Source organism: Limnohabitans sp. Rim47 (assembly GCF_001517545.1).
In the GTDB taxonomy this organism is placed as follows: domain Bacteria; phylum Pseudomonadota; class Gammaproteobacteria; order Burkholderiales; family Burkholderiaceae_C; genus Limnohabitans_A.
Genome location: NZ_FBYA01000006.1, coordinates 87,795 through 105,444, shown reverse-complemented (window position 1 = coordinate 105,444; position 17,650 = coordinate 87,795). Strand labels below are relative to the sequence as shown.

Annotated in this window: 23 protein-coding genes and 1 tRNA gene; 15 read left to right on the top strand and 9 right to left on the bottom strand. The window is 57.3% G+C overall.

What is annotated here, in order from left to right; genetic code table 11:
* Positions 1-14 precede the first annotated feature (14 nt).
* Genes lipB through BN3544_RS13475 form a run of 3 tightly spaced genes read right to left on the bottom strand, consistent with a single transcriptional unit; the run spans position 15 to position 1,452 of the window.
* Positions 15-677, bottom strand: coding sequence for a lipoyl(octanoyl) transferase LipB (lipB, locus tag BN3544_RS13485; protein WP_019429170.1), 663 nt, complete (start codon positions 675-677; stop codon positions 15-17).
* Positions 678-679: 2 nt separating this feature from the next.
* Positions 680-979: a DUF493 family protein gene (locus BN3544_RS13480; RefSeq protein ID WP_019429171.1), complete on the bottom strand. Its 300-nt coding sequence runs from the start codon at positions 977-979 to the stop codon at positions 680-682.
* Between the two features lie 26 nt (positions 980-1,005).
* A complete protein-coding gene (locus tag BN3544_RS13475; protein ID WP_019429172.1) occupies positions 1,006-1,452 on the bottom strand; it encodes a CopD family protein in 447 nt (148 codons plus the stop codon).
* A 196-nt stretch (positions 1,453-1,648) separates the two neighbouring features.
* On the opposite strand from BN3544_RS13475, the gene BN3544_RS13470 reads away from it, so the two are divergent.
* The 12 genes from BN3544_RS13470 (at position 1,649) to BN3544_RS13415 (ending at position 10,980) form a co-directional block, all read left to right on the top strand.
* Positions 1,649-2,167, top strand: coding sequence for an ATP synthase subunit I (locus BN3544_RS13470; protein ID WP_019429173.1), 519 nt, complete (start codon positions 1,649-1,651; stop codon positions 2,165-2,167).
* 15 nt (positions 2,168-2,182) lie between these two features.
* Positions 2,183-3,061 (top strand): F0F1 ATP synthase subunit A, encoded by an 879-nt coding sequence (atpB, locus tag BN3544_RS13465; RefSeq protein WP_019429174.1) that lies wholly within the window; start codon positions 2,183-2,185, stop codon positions 3,059-3,061.
* Between the two features lie 57 nt (positions 3,062-3,118).
* On the top strand, positions 3,119-3,367 hold the full coding sequence (gene atpE, locus BN3544_RS13460; protein WP_019429175.1) for a F0F1 ATP synthase subunit C: 249 nt from the start codon (positions 3,119-3,121) through the stop codon (positions 3,365-3,367).
* A gap of 36 nt (positions 3,368-3,403) precedes the next feature.
* Positions 3,404-3,874 carry a F0F1 ATP synthase subunit B gene (locus BN3544_RS13455; protein WP_026036503.1) on the top strand — a complete coding sequence of 157 codons (471 nt, stop codon included), beginning with the start codon at positions 3,404-3,406 and terminating at the stop codon, positions 3,872-3,874.
* Between the two features lie 22 nt (positions 3,875-3,896).
* A complete protein-coding gene (locus tag BN3544_RS13450; protein WP_019429177.1) occupies positions 3,897-4,427 on the top strand; it encodes a F0F1 ATP synthase subunit delta in 531 nt (176 codons plus the stop codon).
* A gap of 44 nt (positions 4,428-4,471) precedes the next feature.
* On the top strand, positions 4,472-6,025 hold the full coding sequence (atpA, locus tag BN3544_RS13445; protein ID WP_019429178.1) for a F0F1 ATP synthase subunit alpha: 1,554 nt from the start codon (positions 4,472-4,474) through the stop codon (positions 6,023-6,025).
* Positions 6,026-6,052: 27 nt separating this feature from the next.
* A complete protein-coding gene (gene atpG, locus BN3544_RS13440; RefSeq protein ID WP_019429179.1) occupies positions 6,053-6,940 on the top strand; it encodes a F0F1 ATP synthase subunit gamma in 888 nt (295 codons plus the stop codon).
* A gap of 38 nt (positions 6,941-6,978) precedes the next feature.
* The gene (gene atpD / locus BN3544_RS13435) at positions 6,979-8,382 is read left to right on the top strand and encodes a F0F1 ATP synthase subunit beta (protein WP_019429180.1); all 1,404 of its coding nucleotides are present in this window, start codon (positions 6,979-6,981) and stop codon (positions 8,380-8,382) included.
* Positions 8,383-8,452: 70 nt separating this feature from the next.
* Positions 8,453-8,866: a F0F1 ATP synthase subunit epsilon gene (locus tag BN3544_RS13430; RefSeq protein WP_019429181.1), complete on the top strand. Its 414-nt coding sequence runs from the start codon at positions 8,453-8,455 to the stop codon at positions 8,864-8,866.
* 119 nt (positions 8,867-8,985) lie between these two features.
* Positions 8,986-9,435 (top strand): YybH family protein, encoded by a 450-nt coding sequence (locus tag BN3544_RS13425; RefSeq protein ID WP_019429182.1) that lies wholly within the window; start codon positions 8,986-8,988, stop codon positions 9,433-9,435.
* Between the two features lie 5 nt (positions 9,436-9,440).
* Positions 9,441-10,454, top strand: coding sequence for a YheT family hydrolase (locus BN3544_RS13420; RefSeq protein WP_036074800.1), 1,014 nt, complete (start codon positions 9,441-9,443; stop codon positions 10,452-10,454).
* On the top strand, positions 10,447-10,980 hold the full coding sequence (locus BN3544_RS13415) for a DUF2946 family protein (protein ID WP_019429184.1): 534 nt from the start codon (positions 10,447-10,449) through the stop codon (positions 10,978-10,980). Before BN3544_RS13420 ends, BN3544_RS13415 begins: the two co-directional genes overlap by 8 nt.
* 72 nt (positions 10,981-11,052) lie before the next feature.
* On the opposite strand, the gene BN3544_RS13410 is transcribed toward BN3544_RS13415, so the two are convergent.
* Positions 11,053-11,577, bottom strand: coding sequence for a c-type cytochrome (locus tag BN3544_RS13410; protein WP_019429185.1), 525 nt, complete (start codon positions 11,575-11,577; stop codon positions 11,053-11,055).
* A 139-nt stretch (positions 11,578-11,716) separates the two neighbouring features.
* On the opposite strand from BN3544_RS13410, the gene BN3544_RS13405 reads away from it, so the two are divergent.
* Positions 11,717-11,792, top strand: a tRNA-Arg gene (locus tag BN3544_RS13405).
* A 52-nt stretch (positions 11,793-11,844) separates the two neighbouring features.
* Here BN3544_RS13405 and BN3544_RS13400 read toward each other — a convergent pair.
* Together BN3544_RS13400 and pyrE are read right to left on the bottom strand one after the other, a co-directional pair.
* Positions 11,845-12,435: an NlpC/P60 family protein gene (locus BN3544_RS13400; RefSeq protein ID WP_019429186.1), complete on the bottom strand. Its 591-nt coding sequence runs from the start codon at positions 12,433-12,435 to the stop codon at positions 11,845-11,847.
* Positions 12,436-12,489: 54 nt separating this feature from the next.
* Positions 12,490-13,194: an orotate phosphoribosyltransferase gene (gene pyrE, locus BN3544_RS13395; RefSeq protein WP_019429187.1), complete on the bottom strand. Its 705-nt coding sequence runs from the start codon at positions 13,192-13,194 to the stop codon at positions 12,490-12,492.
* A 10-nt stretch (positions 13,195-13,204) separates the two neighbouring features.
* Here pyrE and BN3544_RS13390 point away from each other — a divergent pair, with 10 nt between their 5' ends.
* Complete coding sequence (locus BN3544_RS13390; protein WP_026036504.1) at positions 13,205-13,996, top strand: exodeoxyribonuclease III; 792 nt, start codon at positions 13,205-13,207, stop codon at positions 13,994-13,996.
* On the opposite strand, the gene BN3544_RS13385 is transcribed toward BN3544_RS13390, so the two are convergent.
* A complete protein-coding gene (locus tag BN3544_RS13385) occupies positions 13,985-15,043 on the bottom strand; it encodes an oxidoreductase (RefSeq protein WP_026036505.1) in 1,059 nt (352 codons plus the stop codon). The genes BN3544_RS13390 and BN3544_RS13385 overlap by 12 nt on opposite strands.
* Before the next feature lie 161 nt (positions 15,044-15,204).
* On the bottom strand, positions 15,205-15,921 hold the full coding sequence (locus BN3544_RS13380) for a class I SAM-dependent methyltransferase (protein ID WP_019429190.1): 717 nt from the start codon (positions 15,919-15,921) through the stop codon (positions 15,205-15,207).
* A gap of 108 nt (positions 15,922-16,029) precedes the next feature.
* Between BN3544_RS13380 and BN3544_RS13375 the strand changes: the two genes are divergently transcribed.
* Complete coding sequence (locus BN3544_RS13375) at positions 16,030-16,671, top strand: MBL fold metallo-hydrolase (protein ID WP_019429191.1); 642 nt, start codon at positions 16,030-16,032, stop codon at positions 16,669-16,671.
* Between the two features lie 61 nt (positions 16,672-16,732).
* On the opposite strand, the gene BN3544_RS13370 is transcribed toward BN3544_RS13375, so the two are convergent.
* The gene (locus BN3544_RS13370; protein ID WP_036074804.1) at positions 16,733-17,620 is read right to left on the bottom strand and encodes a M48 family metallopeptidase; all 888 of its coding nucleotides are present in this window, start codon (positions 17,618-17,620) and stop codon (positions 16,733-16,735) included.
* Positions 17,621-17,650 lie beyond the last annotated feature (30 nt).

Sequence of the window (17,650 nt, the reverse complement as noted above, 5' to 3'; positions counted from 1 at the left end):
GCGCAGGCAGGGGTTCATAAACGGGCCGCCAATTGTTGGGCCAGCACATGGGCGGTTTCGTCCCAAGTGGTTTCTACGCCGATTGTAGAAAGGTCCACGGTTTTCAGGCCGGCATAGCCACAGGGGTTGATGCGGTTAAAGGGCTCGAGGTCCATCGCCACGTTGAGTGCGGCACCGTGGTAGGTGCAATGTCGGCTGACTTTGATGCCCAGCGCACTGATTTTGCCCAGGCCTTTGAATGGGTCACTGGCTGGCGCAGGCCCCACCAGCGCAGCATGCGAGTAGGGGTCGTCTAGGCGCACATAAATGCCTGGCGCACCGGTCACACGGTGGCCCGTGACACCAAAATGCGCCAGCGTGCGGATGACCGATTCTTCGAGCTTGTAAACGTATTCTTTGACGAAATAACCAGCACGTTGCAAGTTGACCAGTGGGTATGCCATCACTTGGCCCGGTCCATGAAAGGTGACTTGCCCGCCCCGGTTGGTCTGCAGCACCGGAATGTCGCCAGGCATCAACACATGACCCGCTTGTCCAGCCAGGCCTTGTGTAAACACAGGAGGGTGTTCGCAAATCCAGAGTTCGTTGGGCGTCTCAGGCGTGCGTTCGTGGGTGAAGACCTGCATGGCCTCGTAAGTTGGCAGGTACTCGACCCGCCCCAGAAGCCGGATGTCCATGTTCAGAGGACGATTTTGACCATCGGGTGCGAGGTCAGCGCACGGTACAAATCGTCAAGTTGTTCACGGCTTGTGGCGGTGATGTTGAGCGTTACGCCAAGGTAGTTGCCGCCCTTGCTGGGGCGCAGTTCGATGGTGGCTGCATCAAAACCGGGGTCAAATTGCAAGGCTACCTGGCATAAAGCTTCAGCAAAACCATCGACCATGGCCCCCATGACTTTGATGGGGAAGATCGAGGGGTATTCGATCAGGGTTTCTTTGCGCGGATCAATGCCGGCAGGAGGAGTAATGGACGCACTCATGAAAAAATTCCGTTGGGGTTGCAAGCTTAACGCCAGACCACGACGGCCAAAACCGCCAGCCAGCCCAGCACGAAATTGGTCACCACCAAGGGGTGAATTTGCCCAAGAGCTTTGCCTGCAGCGGGCCAGTCAGCGGCCAGCACGGCGGCCTTCAGCTTGCGAAATGGCGCGAACCAGATGTGCGCAAAAATCAGACACATCAACAGGCCAAGTCCGGACATGGCATGCCAACCTTTGGGGGCCAGTTTCATATCGGTCATGGACAGCATCCAGAAGCCCGAAGCCAGGAGCAGGGCGATCGAAATCCACACCATCACAAAAAAGCGGGACAACACACCAGACATCAGGGTCAAGCGCTCGGGTGGCGCCATCTGAGCCATGACCATCGGGCGCAAAGCCAAAATGACCGAGGCCATGCCGCCGAGCCACACGATGCCAGCGCCAAGGTGAAAAAATTTAAACCATTCGTACATATAAAGAGCCAATCATCATGCTTTGAAACGAGTCCTCAAATGAGGATGAACGAGACAATTGTCGCTGTTGGGGGCAGGCCACATACAGCATGAGGGAATTGTTGTGAATCAAAAGCTGAAGACGCACGGGTTTCTACGTATAATCAAAGGCTTTGCTGGATTTGACGTGTTGTACGTAACTTCGGTGTAATTTGAGATGGTCAAAATCGCCTCATACCCAGAAACGGGTATCCCGGTCAGTGCGTCAGATGGTGCAGATGAAGGTCTTGAGCCCGAATTCAAGCCCTTGACGGCTGAACAGGCCCAAGCTTGGCGTCAACAAAACCCGGTGGTTTCACCTTGGCGCGTGTTGGCTTTGCAGGTGGTCGTGGGTGCGTTGATGGCTGTGTTGACTGGTTTGGTCAGCGGGCAGTTTCGATTGGCGGCATCGGCGGCATGGGGTTCTGTGGCGGTGGTGATTCCGGCTGTTGTATTTGTCAGGGCTTTGAGTCGACAAATGCGACGAACCCAATCAGGCTCTGCCTTGGCGGGTCTGTTTGTTTGGGAGTTGGTCAAGATCATCTTGACCGTGGCGTTGCTTCTGGTGGCGCCAAAAGTGATTTCAGATCTGAGCTGGCTCGCCTTGGTGGCCAGTTTTGTGGTGACGATGAAGGTGTATTGGCTGGCCATGGCGCTGGGCTGGATGCAAACCAAGTCGAAGCCGAAACTTTTATGAACTGATTGGTGATTTATGTCTGCTGAAAACGCTGGCGCGCATGCCCCAACGGCTGGAGAGTACATCCAGCACCACCTGCAACACCTGCAAATGAACTTCTCATTTGAGGGCGTCAAGCAAACGAGCATCGTTGACTTCAGTCTGTTTAACTTGGACTCGGTCGTTTTCTCACTCGTTTTGGGTGTGATCGGTTGTTTTGTCATGTGGGCGGCTGCCCGCAAAGCCACTTCGGGCGTTCCCGGTCGTTTTCAGGCCGGTTTCGAGCTGCTGGCTGAAATGGTTGAAAACCAAGCCAAAGGCGTCATTCACAACGCCAAGAGCCGTAAACTCATTTCTCCTTTGGCGCTGACCGTGTTTGTCTGGATTTTCCTGATGAACGCCATGGACATGCTGCCTGTTGACTTGATCCCGGGCGTTTGGCATGCTGCCGGCCCTACTTTGGGTTTTAAAGACTATTTGCGCGTCGTGCCAACAGCCGACTTGTCCTCCACGCTGGGCCTTTCTTGCTCGGTGCTGTTCATTTGCCTGGTTTACAACATCAAGATCAAAGGCTTGGGCGGCTGGGCGCACGAGCTGATTGCTGCGCCCTTTGGTGACCATTGGGCTCTGTATCCGATTAACTTCTTGATGCAGATGATTGAATATTTGGCCAAGACGGTTTCGCATGGCATGCGACTGTTTGGCAACATGTTTGCGGGTGAGTTGGTGTTCATGTTGATTGCCCTCATGGGTGGCGGCTGGGCATTGTCGGCAACTGGCGTGGGTCTGGCTATTGGCCATATTCTTGCCGGTACCGTGTGGACTTTGTTCCACATCCTGGTCATCACCTTGCAAGCCTTCATCTTTATGATGTTGACGCTGATCTACACAGGTCAAGCGCACGACGCACATTGATGACACTTTTTCTCTCGTTTCCTGTTTCTTTTTTCCACTAACTTTTAGGAGCTTCTCATGGAAAACATTCTCGGCCTGGTGGCATTGGCATGTGGTTTGATCGTTGGTCTGGGTGCTATCGGCGCTTCTATCGGTATCGCTTTGATGGGCGGCAAATTCCTCGAGTCTTCGGCTCGTCAACCTGAGTTGATGAACGAACTCCAAACCAAGATGTTCATCTTGGCTGGTCTGATCGACGCTGCGTTCCTGATTGGTGTGGCCATCGCTTTGCTGTTTGCCTTCGCCAACCCCTTCGTTCTGAAGTAATCCACGTACCTCTTCCAACAGAAGAAGGACTGAACCGTGAACATTAACGCTACTCTGTTCATTCAGATGATCGTTTTTGCGATTCTGGTGTGGTTCACGATGAAATTCGTGTGGCCCCCGATCACAAAAGCGCTCGACGAACGGGCACAGAAAATCGCTGACGGCCTCGCTGCCGCAGACAAAGCCAAAGCCGAACTCTCCAGCGCCAACGCGCGTGTCGAGTCCGAGTTGGCCCAGTCGCGCAACGAGACGGCTTCGCGCTTGGCTGATGCCGAGCGCCGTGCAAATGGCATCGTTGACGAAGCCAAAGCACGCGCCACCGAAGAAGGCAACAAGATCATCGCTGCTGCAAAAGCTGAAGCTGAGCAGCAGGCTGTCAAAGTCCGCGAAACCTTGCGTGAGCAGGTTGCGGCTTTGGCCGTCAAAGGCGCCGAGCAGATTCTCCGCAAGGAAGTCAACGCTGGCGTCCACGCTGATCTGCTGAGCCGCCTCAAGACCGAGCTGTAAGAAGCTCCAGCCAGAGAAGACCATGGCAGAACTTGCTACCATCGCCCGCCCTTATGCCGATGCGCTTTTCAAGGCGCAGGCATCCGACCTCGCTGGCACGGCCGCTTGGCTGGACGAACTGGCTGTGATTGCCGACAACGCGCAATTGCAACAGTTCGCCGACAGCCCCAAAGTGTCCGACGAGCAGGCATTCGAGCTGATCTCTGGCGTGGTGCGCACAGCACTGCCCGAGGCTGGCAAGAATTTCCTGCGCCTGGTGATCGAAAACCGCCGTCTCAGTGCGCTGCCTGTCGTTGCACAGCAGTACCGGGCCCTCATGAATGCGCAAGCTGGCACCGCTGACGCGGTCGTGTACAGCGCATTTCCCATCGACGCTTCGGCCTTGGCCGATCTGTCGTCCACGCTCGAAAAACGCTTTGCGCGCAAGCTCAATGTGAGCGTCGAGCAAGATGCTGCCTTGATCGGTGGCATTCGTGTGGTGGTGGGCGACGAGGTGCTCGATACCTCTGTCAAGGCCCGACTGGAACAAATGAAATCGGCCCTCACCGCTTGATGCGGATTGAGACCGGACATATTTAAAGAAAGAAGGAAAGAGTCATGCAACTCAATCCCGCAGAAATTTCTGAACTGATCAAGAGCCGCATCGAAGGGCTGTCCGCCAGCGCCGATATCCGCAACCAAGGCACTGTGGTGTCTGTGACCGACGGTATCGTTCGCGTCCATGGCTTGTCGGATGTGATGCAGGGCGAAATGCTCGAATTCCCATCCACAGCCGATGGCACTGCCACTTTTGGTCTGGCCCTGAACCTCGAGCGTGACTCGGTTGGCGCAGTGATCTTGGGCGAGTACGAGCACATCTCCGAAGGCGACACTGTCAAATGCACAGGCCGCATTCTGGAAGTGCCCGTGGGCCCCGAACTGATTGGCCGTGTGGTGAACGCTTTGGGTCAGCCGATTGACGGCAAAGGCCCCATCAACGCCAAGATGACCGACGTGATCGAAAAAGTCGCCCCTGGCGTGATCGCACGTAAATCGGTTGACCAGCCTATGCAAACCGGCCTGAAGTCGATCGACTCCATGGTGCCCGTGGGCCGTGGTCAGCGCGAGCTGATCATTGGTGACCGTCAGACTGGCAAGACCGCTGTCGCCATCGACGCCATCATCAACCAAAAGGGTCAGAACATGACCTGCGTTTACGTCGCGATTGGCCAAAAAGCCTCGTCGATCAAAAACGTGGTGCGCGCTCTGGAACAAGCTGGCGCGATGGAATACACCATCGTCGTGGCCGCTTCTGCCTCTGAATCTGCTGCCATGCAGTACGTGTCGGCCTACTCCGGTTGCACGATGGGCGAATATTTCCGTGACCGTGGCGAAGACGCACTGATCGTTTATGACGATCTGTCCAAGCAAGCCGTGGCTTACCGTCAAGTGTCGCTGTTGCTGCGCCGCCCACCAGGCCGCGAAGCCTACCCTGGCGACGTGTTCTATCTCCACAGCCGTTTGCTCGAACGTGCAGCCCGCGTGAATGCCGATTACGTCGAAGCCTTCACCAAAGGCGCGGTCAAAGGCAAAACAGGTTCCTTGACGGCTTTGCCCATCATCGAAACCCAAGCCGGTGACGTGTCCGCATTCGTGCCCACCAACGTGATTTCGATCACCGACGGTCAGATCTTCTTGGAAACCAGCCTGTTCAACGCCGGCATTCGTCCTGCGATCAACGCCGGTATCTCGGTGTCGCGCGTCGGTAGCTCAGCTCAAACCAAGATCATCAAAGGCCAATCCGGCGGTATCCGTACCGACTTGGCCCAGTACCGTGAATTGGCGGCTTTCGCCCAGTTCGCATCTGATCTGGACGAGTCCACACGCAAGCAGTTGGACCGTGGTGCCCGCGTGACTGAATTGCTCAAGCAAGCCCAATACAGCCCTCTGTCGATCAGCTTGATGGGCGCCAGCCTGTTTGCGGTGAACAAAGGCTTCATGGACGACATCGACGTCAAGAAAGTCCTGGCTTTCGAACACGGTTTGCACGCTTACCTCAAAGACAAGAGCGCAGCCCTGTTGGCCAAGATGGAAAGCACGCAAGCACTGGACAAAGAAGCTGAGGCTGAATTGACCACTGCTGTCGCCGCTTTCAAGAAAAGCTTTGCTTAATTTCTACCTGATCAAAAGGAGCCGCTGATGGCATCGGGCAAGGAACTACGCACCAAGATCAAATCGGTGGAAAACACCAAGAAGATCACCAAGGCCATGGAGATGATTTCCGTCTCCAAAATGCGCAAAGCGCAGGAGCGTATGCGCACGGCCCGGCCTTACAGCGAGAAGATTCGCACCATTGCGACTCATCTCGGGCAGGCCAACCCTGAGTACGTACACGCCTTCATGAAGCAAAACGACGGCAAGTCCGTCGGCTTCATTGTGGTGACCACGGACAAAGGTTTGTGCGGTGGCTTGAACACCAACCTGCTGCGTGCCGTGACTGGTAAATTGCGTGAAACGCAGGCCGCAGGCAACACGCCTCTGGCCGTGGCCATTGGCGGCAAAGGTTTGGGTTTCCTGAACCGCGTCAATGCCAAAGTGGTGGCGCATGTGACGCATCTGGGCGACAAGCCTCATCTGGACAAGCTGATTGGCCCCGTCAAGGTGCTGCTCGACGCTTATGCCGCTGGTGAGGTGAGCGCTGTGTACCTGTGCTACAACAAGTTTGTCAGCACCATGGCACAAGTGCCCACCATCGACCAGCTGCTGCCACTGTCTTCTTCCAAGATGGAAGCAGACACCAAGGCAGCAGGTGCCGTGGCCCATGGATGGGATTACATCTATGAGCCCGATGCCCAGTCGGTCATTGACGATTTGTTGATCCGCTATGCAGAAGCCCTGGCTTATCAAGCCGTGGCCGAAAACATGGCTTCTGAGCATGCTGCGCGCATGGTGGCCATGAAGGCTGCTACAGACAACGCAGGCAATGTGATTGGCGAGCTCAAGCTCGTCTACAACAAGACCCGTCAAGCAGCCATCACCAAAGAACTGTCGGAAATCGTCTCTGGCGCAGCCGCGATCAGCGGCTGATCCCCAGTTCAGCAAATTCAAATTATTTGGAGCGAAAAATGCAAGCCCAAGGAAAAATTGTTCAGTGTATTGGCGCTGTGGTCGACGTGGAGTTTCCACGCAACCAGATGCCCAAGGTTTATGACGCACTCAAAATGGAAGGCTCCGCGCTGACCCTGGAAGTGCAGCAGCAACTCGGCGATGGCATCGTGCGCACCATTGCGCTCGGTTCTTCTGACGGTTTGCGTCGTGGTCTGATCGTGTACAACACCGGTAAGGCGATCACCGTGCCTGTGGGCAAAGCCACACTGGGCCGCATCATGGACGTGTTGGGTGCGCCCATCGACGAACGTGGTCCTGTCAGCCAGGAACTCACTGCTTCCATTCACCGTAAAGCCCCTGCGTACGACGAACTGAGCCCTTCGCAAGAACTGCTGGAAACCGGCATCAAGGTGATTGACTTGGTTTGCCCGTTCGCCAAAGGCGGCAAGGTCGGCTTGTTCGGTGGTGCCGGTGTGGGCAAGACCGTGAACATGATGGAACTCATCAACAACATCGCCAAGGCGCACAGCGGTTTGTCCGTGTTCGCCGGTGTGGGTGAGCGTACCCGTGAAGGCAATGACTTCTACCACGAGATGGCCGACTCCGGCGTCGTGAACCTCGAGAACCTGCCTGAGTCCAAAGTGGCCATGGTGTACGGCCAAATGAACGAGCCACCAGGCAACCGTTTGCGCGTCGCCTTGACCGGTCTGACCATCGCCGAATCCTTCCGTGACGAAGGCAAAGACGTGTTGTTCTTCGTGGACAACATCTACCGCTACACCTTGGCCGGTACCGAAGTGTCCGCCCTGTTGGGCCGTATGCCTTCTGCTGTGGGTTACCAGCCTACGCTGGCCGAAGAAATGGGCCGTTTGCAAGAACGTATCACGTCGACCAAAGTCGGCTCGATCACCTCCATTCAGGCCGTTTACGTGCCAGCCGATGACTTGACCGATCCATCGCCAGCGACCACCTTTGCGCACTTGGACTCGACTGTTGTGTTGTCCCGTGACATCGCTTCGCTGGGTATCTACCCCGCTGTGGATCCTCTGGATTCCACAAGCCGTCAGCTCGATCCTTTGGTGGTGGGCCAAGACCACTACGAAACCGCTCGCGCTGTGCAAGGTACTTTGCAGCGTTACCGCGAACTGCGCGACATCATCGCCATCATGGGCATGGACGACTTGGCTCCTGAAGACAAGTTGGCCGTGGCCCGTGCCCGCAAGATCCAGCGTTTTCTGTCGCAGCCTTTCCACGTGGCTGAAGTGTTTACCGGTTCCCCCGGCAAGTACGTCACATTGGCTGAAACCATCCGTGGCTTCAAGATGATTGTGGCCGGCGAGTGCGATCACCTGCCAGAGCAAGCTTTCTACATGGTCGGTACCATCGACGAAGCTTTCGAAAAGGCCAAAAAGGCCGCGTAAAGCAGAACCCCGGGGCGGCTATCCAGCCTCCCCGTAGTCCGCTTTAACGCACCTTTTTTAAGGAGTAAACATGAACACCATCCACGTTGATGTGGTCAGTGCAGAAGAGTCCATCTATTCGGGCGAAGCCCGATTCGTGGCCTTGCCTGGCGAGTCTGGCGAACTGGGCATTTACCCACGTCACACCCCGCTGATCACCCGCATCAAAGCCGGTTCGGTTCGCATCGAGACGGCTGACGGCGGCGAGGAATTTGTTTTCGTGGCCGGTGGCATTCTGGAAGTGCAGCCTGACTGCGTGACCGTGCTGTCTGACACCGCGATCCGCGGCAAAGACCTCGACGAAGAGAAAGCCAATGCGGCCAAAGCAGCAGCAGAAGAAGCTTTGAAAAACGCCAAAAGCGAAATCGACTTGGCCCGTGCCCAGTCCGAGTTGGCTGTCTTGGCGGCTCAGTTGTCGGCCTTGCGGAAATACCGCAAAAAATAAGACGCTGAACAAGAGCAACACCTGCAGATAAGCAGGCCCATTCAAAAACCCGACGCAGCAATGTGGTCGGGTTTTTTGTTGCCCGACGTACCAAAGGCGCGTGTAGACTTGGTCGGATCATGAAACGAGCCAAATTGCAAGCAGCCATCGTGGGTGGAACACCCGACGACATCGAACAAAGCTTTTATGAGGCGCTGCACAACGCTGACATCGAGCAGCTCATGGCGTGTTGGGCAGAAGAAGATGACATCGTCTGTGTGCACCCTGGTGGGCCGCGCATGATCGGGCCGGGCGCCATCCGTGCCACATTTGAGGGCATGTTTGCCAACGGCAGTGTGCAAGCGCACCCAGAAAGAATCCACAAAATCGTTTCCCTCGCGTGCGCGGTTCATCACCTTGTGGAGCGTGTGGAGGTGATCACACCGCAGGGCGCCAAACAGGCATTTGTGATTGCCACCAATGTGTACCAAAAAATGCCACAGGGTTGGCGCATGGTGGCCCACCATGCAAGCCCTGGCACCCCGAATGACTCGGCCGATGTGGGGGTCAAGCCCACAGTGTTGCACTGATGCTGATGCACTATCGAGCACCTGTATGGCTGCCCGGTGGCCATGCCCAGACCATTTGGCCAGCGCTGTATGCACGCAGACGGTGGGGCCCGGCATTGCCTAAACAACGTGAGCGCTGGCTAACTCCGGACGATGACTTCATCGATGTCGATCGACAAAACGCCAGTCGACATGACAGGCCGATGTTGGTGTTGTTTCACGGCCTCGAGGGTTCATCGGACAGCCATTACGCGCAGTCATTCGCTGATTGGGCGGCAGCGCACGACCTCAACTTTGCTTTGCCCCACTTTCGCGGCTGCGGCGGCGAACTCAATCGTGCACCGCGTGCGTACCATTCAGGTGATCACCAGGAAATAGACTGGGTATTGAGCCGTCTGCGCAAGCAGCATCAATCTCAGGGGGGGCAAACACTGATCGCAGCAGGCGTGTCCTTGGGCGGCAATGCCTTGATGCGTTGGGCCGCCGAACACGGCACCGCAGCCTTGCAAAGTGCAGATGCCATCGCTTCAATTTGTTCGCCGCTTGATTTGATGCAAAGCGGGCATGCCATAGGCCGTGGTTTGAACCGACAAATATATACGCGCATGTTTTTGCACAGCATGAAGCCAAAGGCGTTGGCCAAGTTGGCGCAGCACCCAGGCCTGTTTGATCGGCAGCAGCTCATGGCTGCGCGAGATCTGTATGAGTTTGACAATGTGTTCACAGCGCCTTTGCATGGCTTCAAAAACACAGACGATTACTGGTCCAAAGCATCGGCCAAACCGTTGATGCAGAACATCTGTCTGCCTGCCTTGGCATTGAATGCCCGGAACGACCCCTTCGTGCCAGCGAGCAGTTTGCCGCAAAAGAACGATGTATCGAGGTCGGTCACGCTTTGGCAGCCCGAGCACGGAGGGCATGTTGGATTCGCCCAAGGCAGTTGGCCCAGCCATGTGCGTGGCTTGCCCGATGCCGTGGGAAGCTGGCTTTTGGGTGCTTCAGGCCGGCCGTTTCATGAAGGGACTTCAGCCCATGGATGACATCGTTCGCCAAGCCATGACCAAGTGGCCGAATGTGCCCGACTGCTTTGGCTGGCTGGGTTTGGACAGTCGCGGGCAGTGGCACATGCGAGATGACCGGGTGCAGCACTTGGGTGCGTTTCAAAGTGGTCAACCAGGAGCAAAAGGCTCTGTGCTGAGGCATGAAAAGTTGATTGACTTCATTCATCGCAACTACGATGCCGATGTGCATGGGCGTTGGTTTTTTCAGAACGGACCCCAGCGGGTCTACATCGAGCTGGAAGTTGCGCCCTACATTTGGCGGCTGAACGAAAGCTTCGAGCCGACTGCGCACACAGGTCAACAAGCCATGCAGGTGCGCGCTTGCTTGGTTGACGAAACCGGGCGTGTTTATCTGGAAACCACATCGGGGTTTGGCCTGGTTCACACCCTGGATGTGGGGCTGGTTGCCGAAGCCATAGAAAGTGGTCTTTGGACGCCTGAGGATTGTTTGTCTCAGGCATTGCCAGAGCGCTTTGGATTTGTCATCAGCCCACAGCAAGGCTAAGTTTGTTCATCAGAGCGCGGACATAAAAAAACCGACCACAAGGGTCGGTTCATTCAAAAGGCCGCAGCTGCTTTACTTCGTTTCGCCTTCGGCAGCAGGGGCCTTGGGTTCATCGAATTTGCCACCGGCATTGTTGGCCATGTAGACCACAGCGCGGGCAATTTCGGTGTCGTTGAAATCACCGCCACCTTGCGCACCCATGGCGCCTTTGCCTTTGAGGGCCGAAGTCACCAAAGTTTCCAGACCTTGCTTGATGCGTGCACCCCAAGCGCCAGCGTCGGCAAACTTGGGCGAACCGGCAGCGCCAACAGCGTGGCAAGCAGAGCACTGCGCTTTGTAAACGTCTTCACCGGTCTTCAAAGGACGATTGGCATCGCGAATTTCAATAGTGCCGATTTTTTGAATGCGCTGGGCAACCGATCTTTCGGAGTCACTTGCACCCGGAGCCGTCTTGTTGGCAGAAGTCACGTAAAAGACCAGGCCGATGATGATGAACACCGGGATGATGAAAGAAGCAAGGCTTAGCAAAAGCATTTGCTTGGGCGTTTTCACCGGGCCGGTGTGTGCTTCGTGTTGATCGTGGCTGTTGTCGCTCATGAGGTCCTCTTGTTGGGCTTGGCCTTTGGGCCTGGGTGTTGACCGTAATCAACCCAAGATTATAGCGGCCCACCCTTCACCGGACTTGCAACCATCGGCCAGAAAGACAAGCCGTGACATAATCCGTGCAGCATCAAGTGCGGCTGTAGCTCAGTGGATAGAGTATTGGCCTCCGAAGCCAAGGGTCGTGGGTTCGATCCCCGCCAGCCGCACCAAACTCAACTTCGCCACCCTTCGCGGTGGCGTTTTTGTTTCTGAAAGACGGATTCAGCGGCTGGGACTGTCGGTTGCAGGTGTTTCTTTGACTCGGCGGGCGCCGGTAAAACGTTTGGTCCAGTAAGCCGCGCGCAAATCATCCACGCGCACCGTTTTGCCGGCGCTGGGTGCATGGATGAATTTGCCATCGCCAAGGTAAATGCCTACATGGCTGAACGTGCGACGCATGGTGTTGAAGAAAACCAGATCGCCCGGGTTGAGTTCATTGCGATCGATTTTGTCTGTCGCCGCTGCTTGCTCATCTGCACGCCGTGGCAACAAGCGCCCAACGGATGTTTCATACATGTAGCGCACGAATCCGCTGCAGTCAAAGCCAGTTTCGGTAGAACTGCCGCCGCGTTTGTAAGGCACGCCCAGCAAGCCCATGGCTTTACCAAGCATTTGGTCGGTTTTTTCGCCGACGCTGTTTTTCATTTGGTCGCCCAGTTGCATCAAGCTGGCCAGTTCTGACATCCGCTTGACTTCTGCCGCCTGCTCGTCTGCAGGCGCGGCAAAAACCATGGTGAACGCCAGCAGCAAACTGACAGCGGTGGCAAGGGGCTTAAATTTCACGATATAAGATTTTGTGGAATAACCGCCCATAATAACCGCTCCAACCGTGCGCGGGCAATGGCTTTATTGAGTATCTTTGTTTAATCAAACGCCGTAACGGTCACGATAAGCTTGAACTTTGGGCAGATGTTCGGCCAGCGCGTTGCCGCCCTGGTTCGACAGATAAGCCAACAAATCAGACAGTTGAGCAATCGTGCAGACCTGCATGCCCAGTGTGCCGCGCACGTACTGCACGGCGCTGTGGGGCACGTCTTGCACCGAGCCGTCGGCCTGCTTTTCGGTGGCCATTTCTTGACGGTCTAGGGCAATGGCAATCGCGTGGGGCGTGGCACCAGCGGCCTGAATCAGCGCAATCGACTCGCGTGCGGCGGTGCCCGCGCTCATCACATCGTCCACGATCAGCACGCGGCCCTTGAGTGGCGCACCCACCAAACTGCCGCCTTCGCCGTGGTCTTTGGCTTCTTTGCGGTTGTAGGCGAAAGGCACGTTCTTGCCCAAGCGGGCCAGTTCTACCGAGACCGCCGCGCCCAGCGGAATGCCTTTGTAGGCAGGACCAAAGATCATGTCGAATTCGATGCCGCTGGCCAACAGGGCTTTTGCATAGAATTGCGCGAGTCGACTCAGCTTGGCGCCGTCGTCAAACAGCCCGGCGTTGAAAAAATAGGGGCTCATGCGCCCGGCTTTGGTCTTGAATTCGCCAAAGCGCAGCACGCCCGAGTCGACCGCAAATTGCACAAATTCTTGAGCGAGCGCCTGCATCTCGGCGCTGCTTGCCTGTCCTGTCACCATGGGGAAATCCTTGTTCAAACTCACCAGCCTCAACCTCAACGGCATCCGTTCAGCCACGACCAAAGGGGTCGAAGCTTGGTTGGCGCAAGAAAAGCCAGATTGTATTTGCGTGCAAGAAGTCAAAGCCCAAGCGGCCGATGTCGCAGGGAAATTTGAAGACATTGCAGGCCTGAAAGGCCACTTTCAGTTTGCCCAGAAAAAAGGCTATTCCGGCGTGGGCGTGTACACCCGGCATGAGCCCAGCGATGTGGTCGTGGGTTTTGACGGTGGCGAGTTCGACGCCGAAGGCCGCTATGTCGAGCTGCGTTTTGACACGCCCAGCCGCAAGCTGTCCATCATCAGCAGTTACTTTCCCAGTGGTTCATCGGGGCCTGAGCGGCAAGAGGCCAAGTTCCGATTTTTGGACAAGATGTACCCGCACCTCATGGCTCTCAAAGCCGAGCGCGACTTTGTGGTGTGCAGTGATGTGAACATCGCGCACCAAGAGGCCGACCTCAAGAACTGGAAGGGCAACCTCAAAAACAGCGGGTTTTTGCCCGAAGAGCGTGCCTGGATGACGCAGCTCACCACCACCGGGGGCATCGCGGATGTGTACCGCCGCCTCCAGCCCGACACCACCGACGCTTGCTACACCTGGTGGAGCAACCGGGGCCAGGCCTATGCCAAGAACGTGGGCTGGCGGCTGGACTACCACCTCGCCACCCCGGCCTTGGCTGAAAAAGCCCGAACCGAATCGATTTACAAAGACCAAAAGTTTTCGGACCACGCGCCGATCACGATCGAATACGACTTAGACCTTTGAGCGCAAGGCCACGGCCATGCGCCGCCCTTCGGTGGCGCTGCGCTGACCCAGCTCGATCAGTTCCATCACCCGCAGCGCTTCTTCGGCGGGCACTGGGTTGACCGCGCCGCATTGCACTGCATCGCGAATGCCCGCGTAATAGCGCGTGTAATCGCCGGGCATGCCCATTTGCGTGCTTTCGCTCAGTTGTTGCTGCGCGTCTGACAGCGTCAAGCGCAGGGGCTCAGGGTCAACGCCCCAATGGGCTTGGGGTGGGCGCTGGCCCGCCTTCAATGCGGCCTCTTGGGTGTCCAGCCCCCACTTGAGCATCGACCCCTCGGTGCCATGCACGGTGAAGCGGGGGGCCACATGGGCGGTCAAGGCACTGGCGTGCAGCACCACCTTCAAATCGCCGTAATGCAAAAGCGCATGAAACCAATCGTCGGCGCGGCTGTTCTCACGCTGGCGTGCCCAGTCCAGTGAAAGCGCTTGGGGTGGGCCAAACAACTGCAATGCCTGGTCCAGCAAATGCGGCCCCAAGTCGTACCACAGGCCGCTGCCGGGCTCTCCAGAGTCGCGCCAGCGCTGCGGCACCAGTGGGCGATAGCGGTCAAAGTGAGATTCAAAATGCACGATGCGACCCAGCGTGCCGCTGCGCAGCAAAGCTTGCAGCGACAAGAAATCCCCATCCCAGCGTCGGTTGTGAAAGACCGACAACAAACGCGCTTGCTGCTTGGCCAACAAGATCAGGTCGCGGGCCTCTGGCACATTCAGGGTAAAGGGCTTATCGACCACTACATGCTTGCCCGCTTGCAGCGCTAAAGCAGCCAGTGGGGCATGGGTGTTGTTGGGCGTGGCCACTACCACCAAGTCAATGTCGGGTCGCGCGATCAATTGCTCGGGGCTGTCGCATACCGCCACGCCGGGCCAAGCGGCGTGCACGTCTTGCGCACGGCTGCTGGCGATGGCCGTCAACTGCAAACCCGGCACAGCGGCAATCAGTGGTGCATGAAAAGTGGCGCTGGCATAGCCAAAGCCCAAAAGGCCCACTTTCAGGGGAGAGGTCATCGTTGTGCTTTCGGTTTGGCCATGAAACTTGGCCATTTAACAGGGTCGTCAGCTTAAACCAAGCCGCTTGCCTACGCCGATACATCCAGATCGTGACACTCAAGCCCTTGCCAGCATTTGGTGCACATTTGCCTTGCACACAAGTCAGGCCCGTGTTCAGCTCAACCCCGTGTATAGGTCAGCATGCGCCCCTTGTAGGCCAGGGCATCTGAATGGGCGGACTGGTCCAGCACCTGCTCGTGCATGGCAAAGCCCACACGCGCCATGTGCTTGTGAAACGCTGACCTGTTGCCCCGATTCGGGTCCACCACCCAAATTTCCGAAACCCGTGCGGCATGGGTATTGATGAAGCTTGCCAGCGTGCCCTCGTCGTCGCGCTCGTACAAAATGTCGCTGCCCACAATCAGGTCAAAAAGGCCGTTCACTCCGGCATCTTTTGCCGACGTCAGCACTGGCAAGCCGTCTTCACGCAGCGCAGCGGTGCCCCATAAACCATGGCGGTAAGTCATCGGTGGCAGGCCATTCAATAGGGTGTTTTCATCGAGAAAGGCGTGGGTCAACGGGTGGCAGTCACTGGCCGTGACATTGGCCCCGCGCCGATGCGCCACCAGGCTGGACAAACCCAGGCCGCAGCCAATCTCCAGAATGCGCTCGCCCGTCACGGGCCGCTTGGCCATGCGCTCAGCCATGCGCTGACCCGATGGCCACAGCAGGCCAAACAAAGGCCAAGTGGCCGAAGAAATGCCCAAATTCAGGGCCTCGTCCAAGGGGTCGTGGAATTGGTTTTTGTCGAGCAGGGAGCGGATGAGCAAGTCATCCACGCCCAAAACCGCGATGCTTTCCTGTTTGGTCAGGTAGCCGGGAAAAGAGGTGTGCAAAAGGGCAATCGGTGCAGCGCAAAGGCCGAAGTTCAAAGGCGCTGGCTGGGCGCACTGTACACCCCGACCTCGAGAGACGGGCGCAATCGCATCCCTGATAATTCTCACATGCTGCAATACCAAACCATCCCCGTTACCCCTTTCCAGCAAAATTGCTCCCTGATTTGGGACGACCAAACCCGCCAAGCGGCGGTGGTGGACCCGGGGGGCAATCTCGATTTGATTTTGGCCGCGGTCAAAACGCGAGGCCTTCAGCTGGAGCAGATCTGGATCACCCACGGCCACGTGGACCACGCATCGGGCACGGCCGACTTGGCTGAGCAATTGGGCGGCTTGCCGATCATTGGGCCGCACCCGGCGGACCAGTTCTGGATCGATGGCTTGCCTGCAGCGGCTGCGGCCTATGGCTTTCCACCTGCGCGGGTCTTCAAACCCACGCGCTGGCTGGCCGATGGCGACACCGTCACCTTGGGTGCGCACACCTTGCAGGTGCGCCACTGCCCAGGACACACACCGGGCCATGTGGTGTTTTATTCGCCAGAGATCCAGCGTGCTTTTGTGGGCGATGTGCTGTTTGCCGGCAGCATCGGGCGCACCGATTTTCCGCAAGGCAATCACGATGATTTGATCGCCAGCATCACCGAGCGGCTGTGGCCCATGGGCAATGACACTGTGTTCATTCCCGGGCATGGCCCTGAAAGCACCTTCGGGCGTGAACGCCAGTCGAACCCTTATGTGCGGGATGTCTGAAGGCATGGATTCCCGATCCAGTCGGGAATGACAGCCACTGGTGCTTATGCGCTTGTCAAACTCAGCCTTTGAGCGCCTGCTCGTACAGGTGTTGCACCTTGGGCAAGTTGGCTTGGAGTTCTTGAATGCGGTTGGCCCCGCTGGGGTGTGTCGACAGGAATGAAGGGCTGCCATTGCCACTGGTTGCTTGCATTTTTTGCCACAGACTGACACTGGCCTCGGGCTTGTAGCCGCCGCGTGCGGCGATCTCCAGCCCCACCAAGTCTGATTCGGTTTCGTCGTCCCGGCTGTACTTCAGGGTGAGCAATTGAGTGCCCAGGCTGGCCGCGGCATCGCCCAAAGAGCCCAAGCCCAAGAGCTGAGACGCAATCGACAGGCCGATGCTGGTGGCTTGGCTTTTGGCCAGCCGTTCGCGGGCGTGTTCACGCAGGGCGTGCGCCATCTCGTGTCCCATGATCATGGCCGCTTCGTCATCGCTGAGTCTGAGCTGCTCCAAGATGCCGGTGTAAAAGGCGATCTTGCCGCCGGGCATGCACCAGGCGTTGATTTGTTTGCTGCCAATCAGGTTGACTTGCCACTTCCAGTCACGCGATCGTGTGTTCCATTGCGAGGTGTGGGGAATGAGCTTTTGGGCAATGGCTTGCAGGCGTTGCAGTTGCGGGTGGCCGTCGGGGGCCAGAGCACCTTTGGCCCGGGCCTCGGCCAGCACCTGCGTGTATTGCTGCCGGGCTGAAGATTCCAGTGTTTCAGCCGGAACCAGTTTGCGCAGGCCAGAGGCCGCGCCCACGTCGACTTGGGCCAGGGCCGAGCCGGCGGCCGTGGCGCCCGCTGCCAGCATGAATGCCCGGCGGGCTTGCCAGCGCGGCGCGGTGGGCAGGGGCGTGCGGGCTTCGGGTGTGGCAGCGCTGGGCAGGGCCGAGGGGGTTTTGAGGTCGCAAATCAAGCACATGGTTTGCAAATGATAGCGACTGGCCAGATG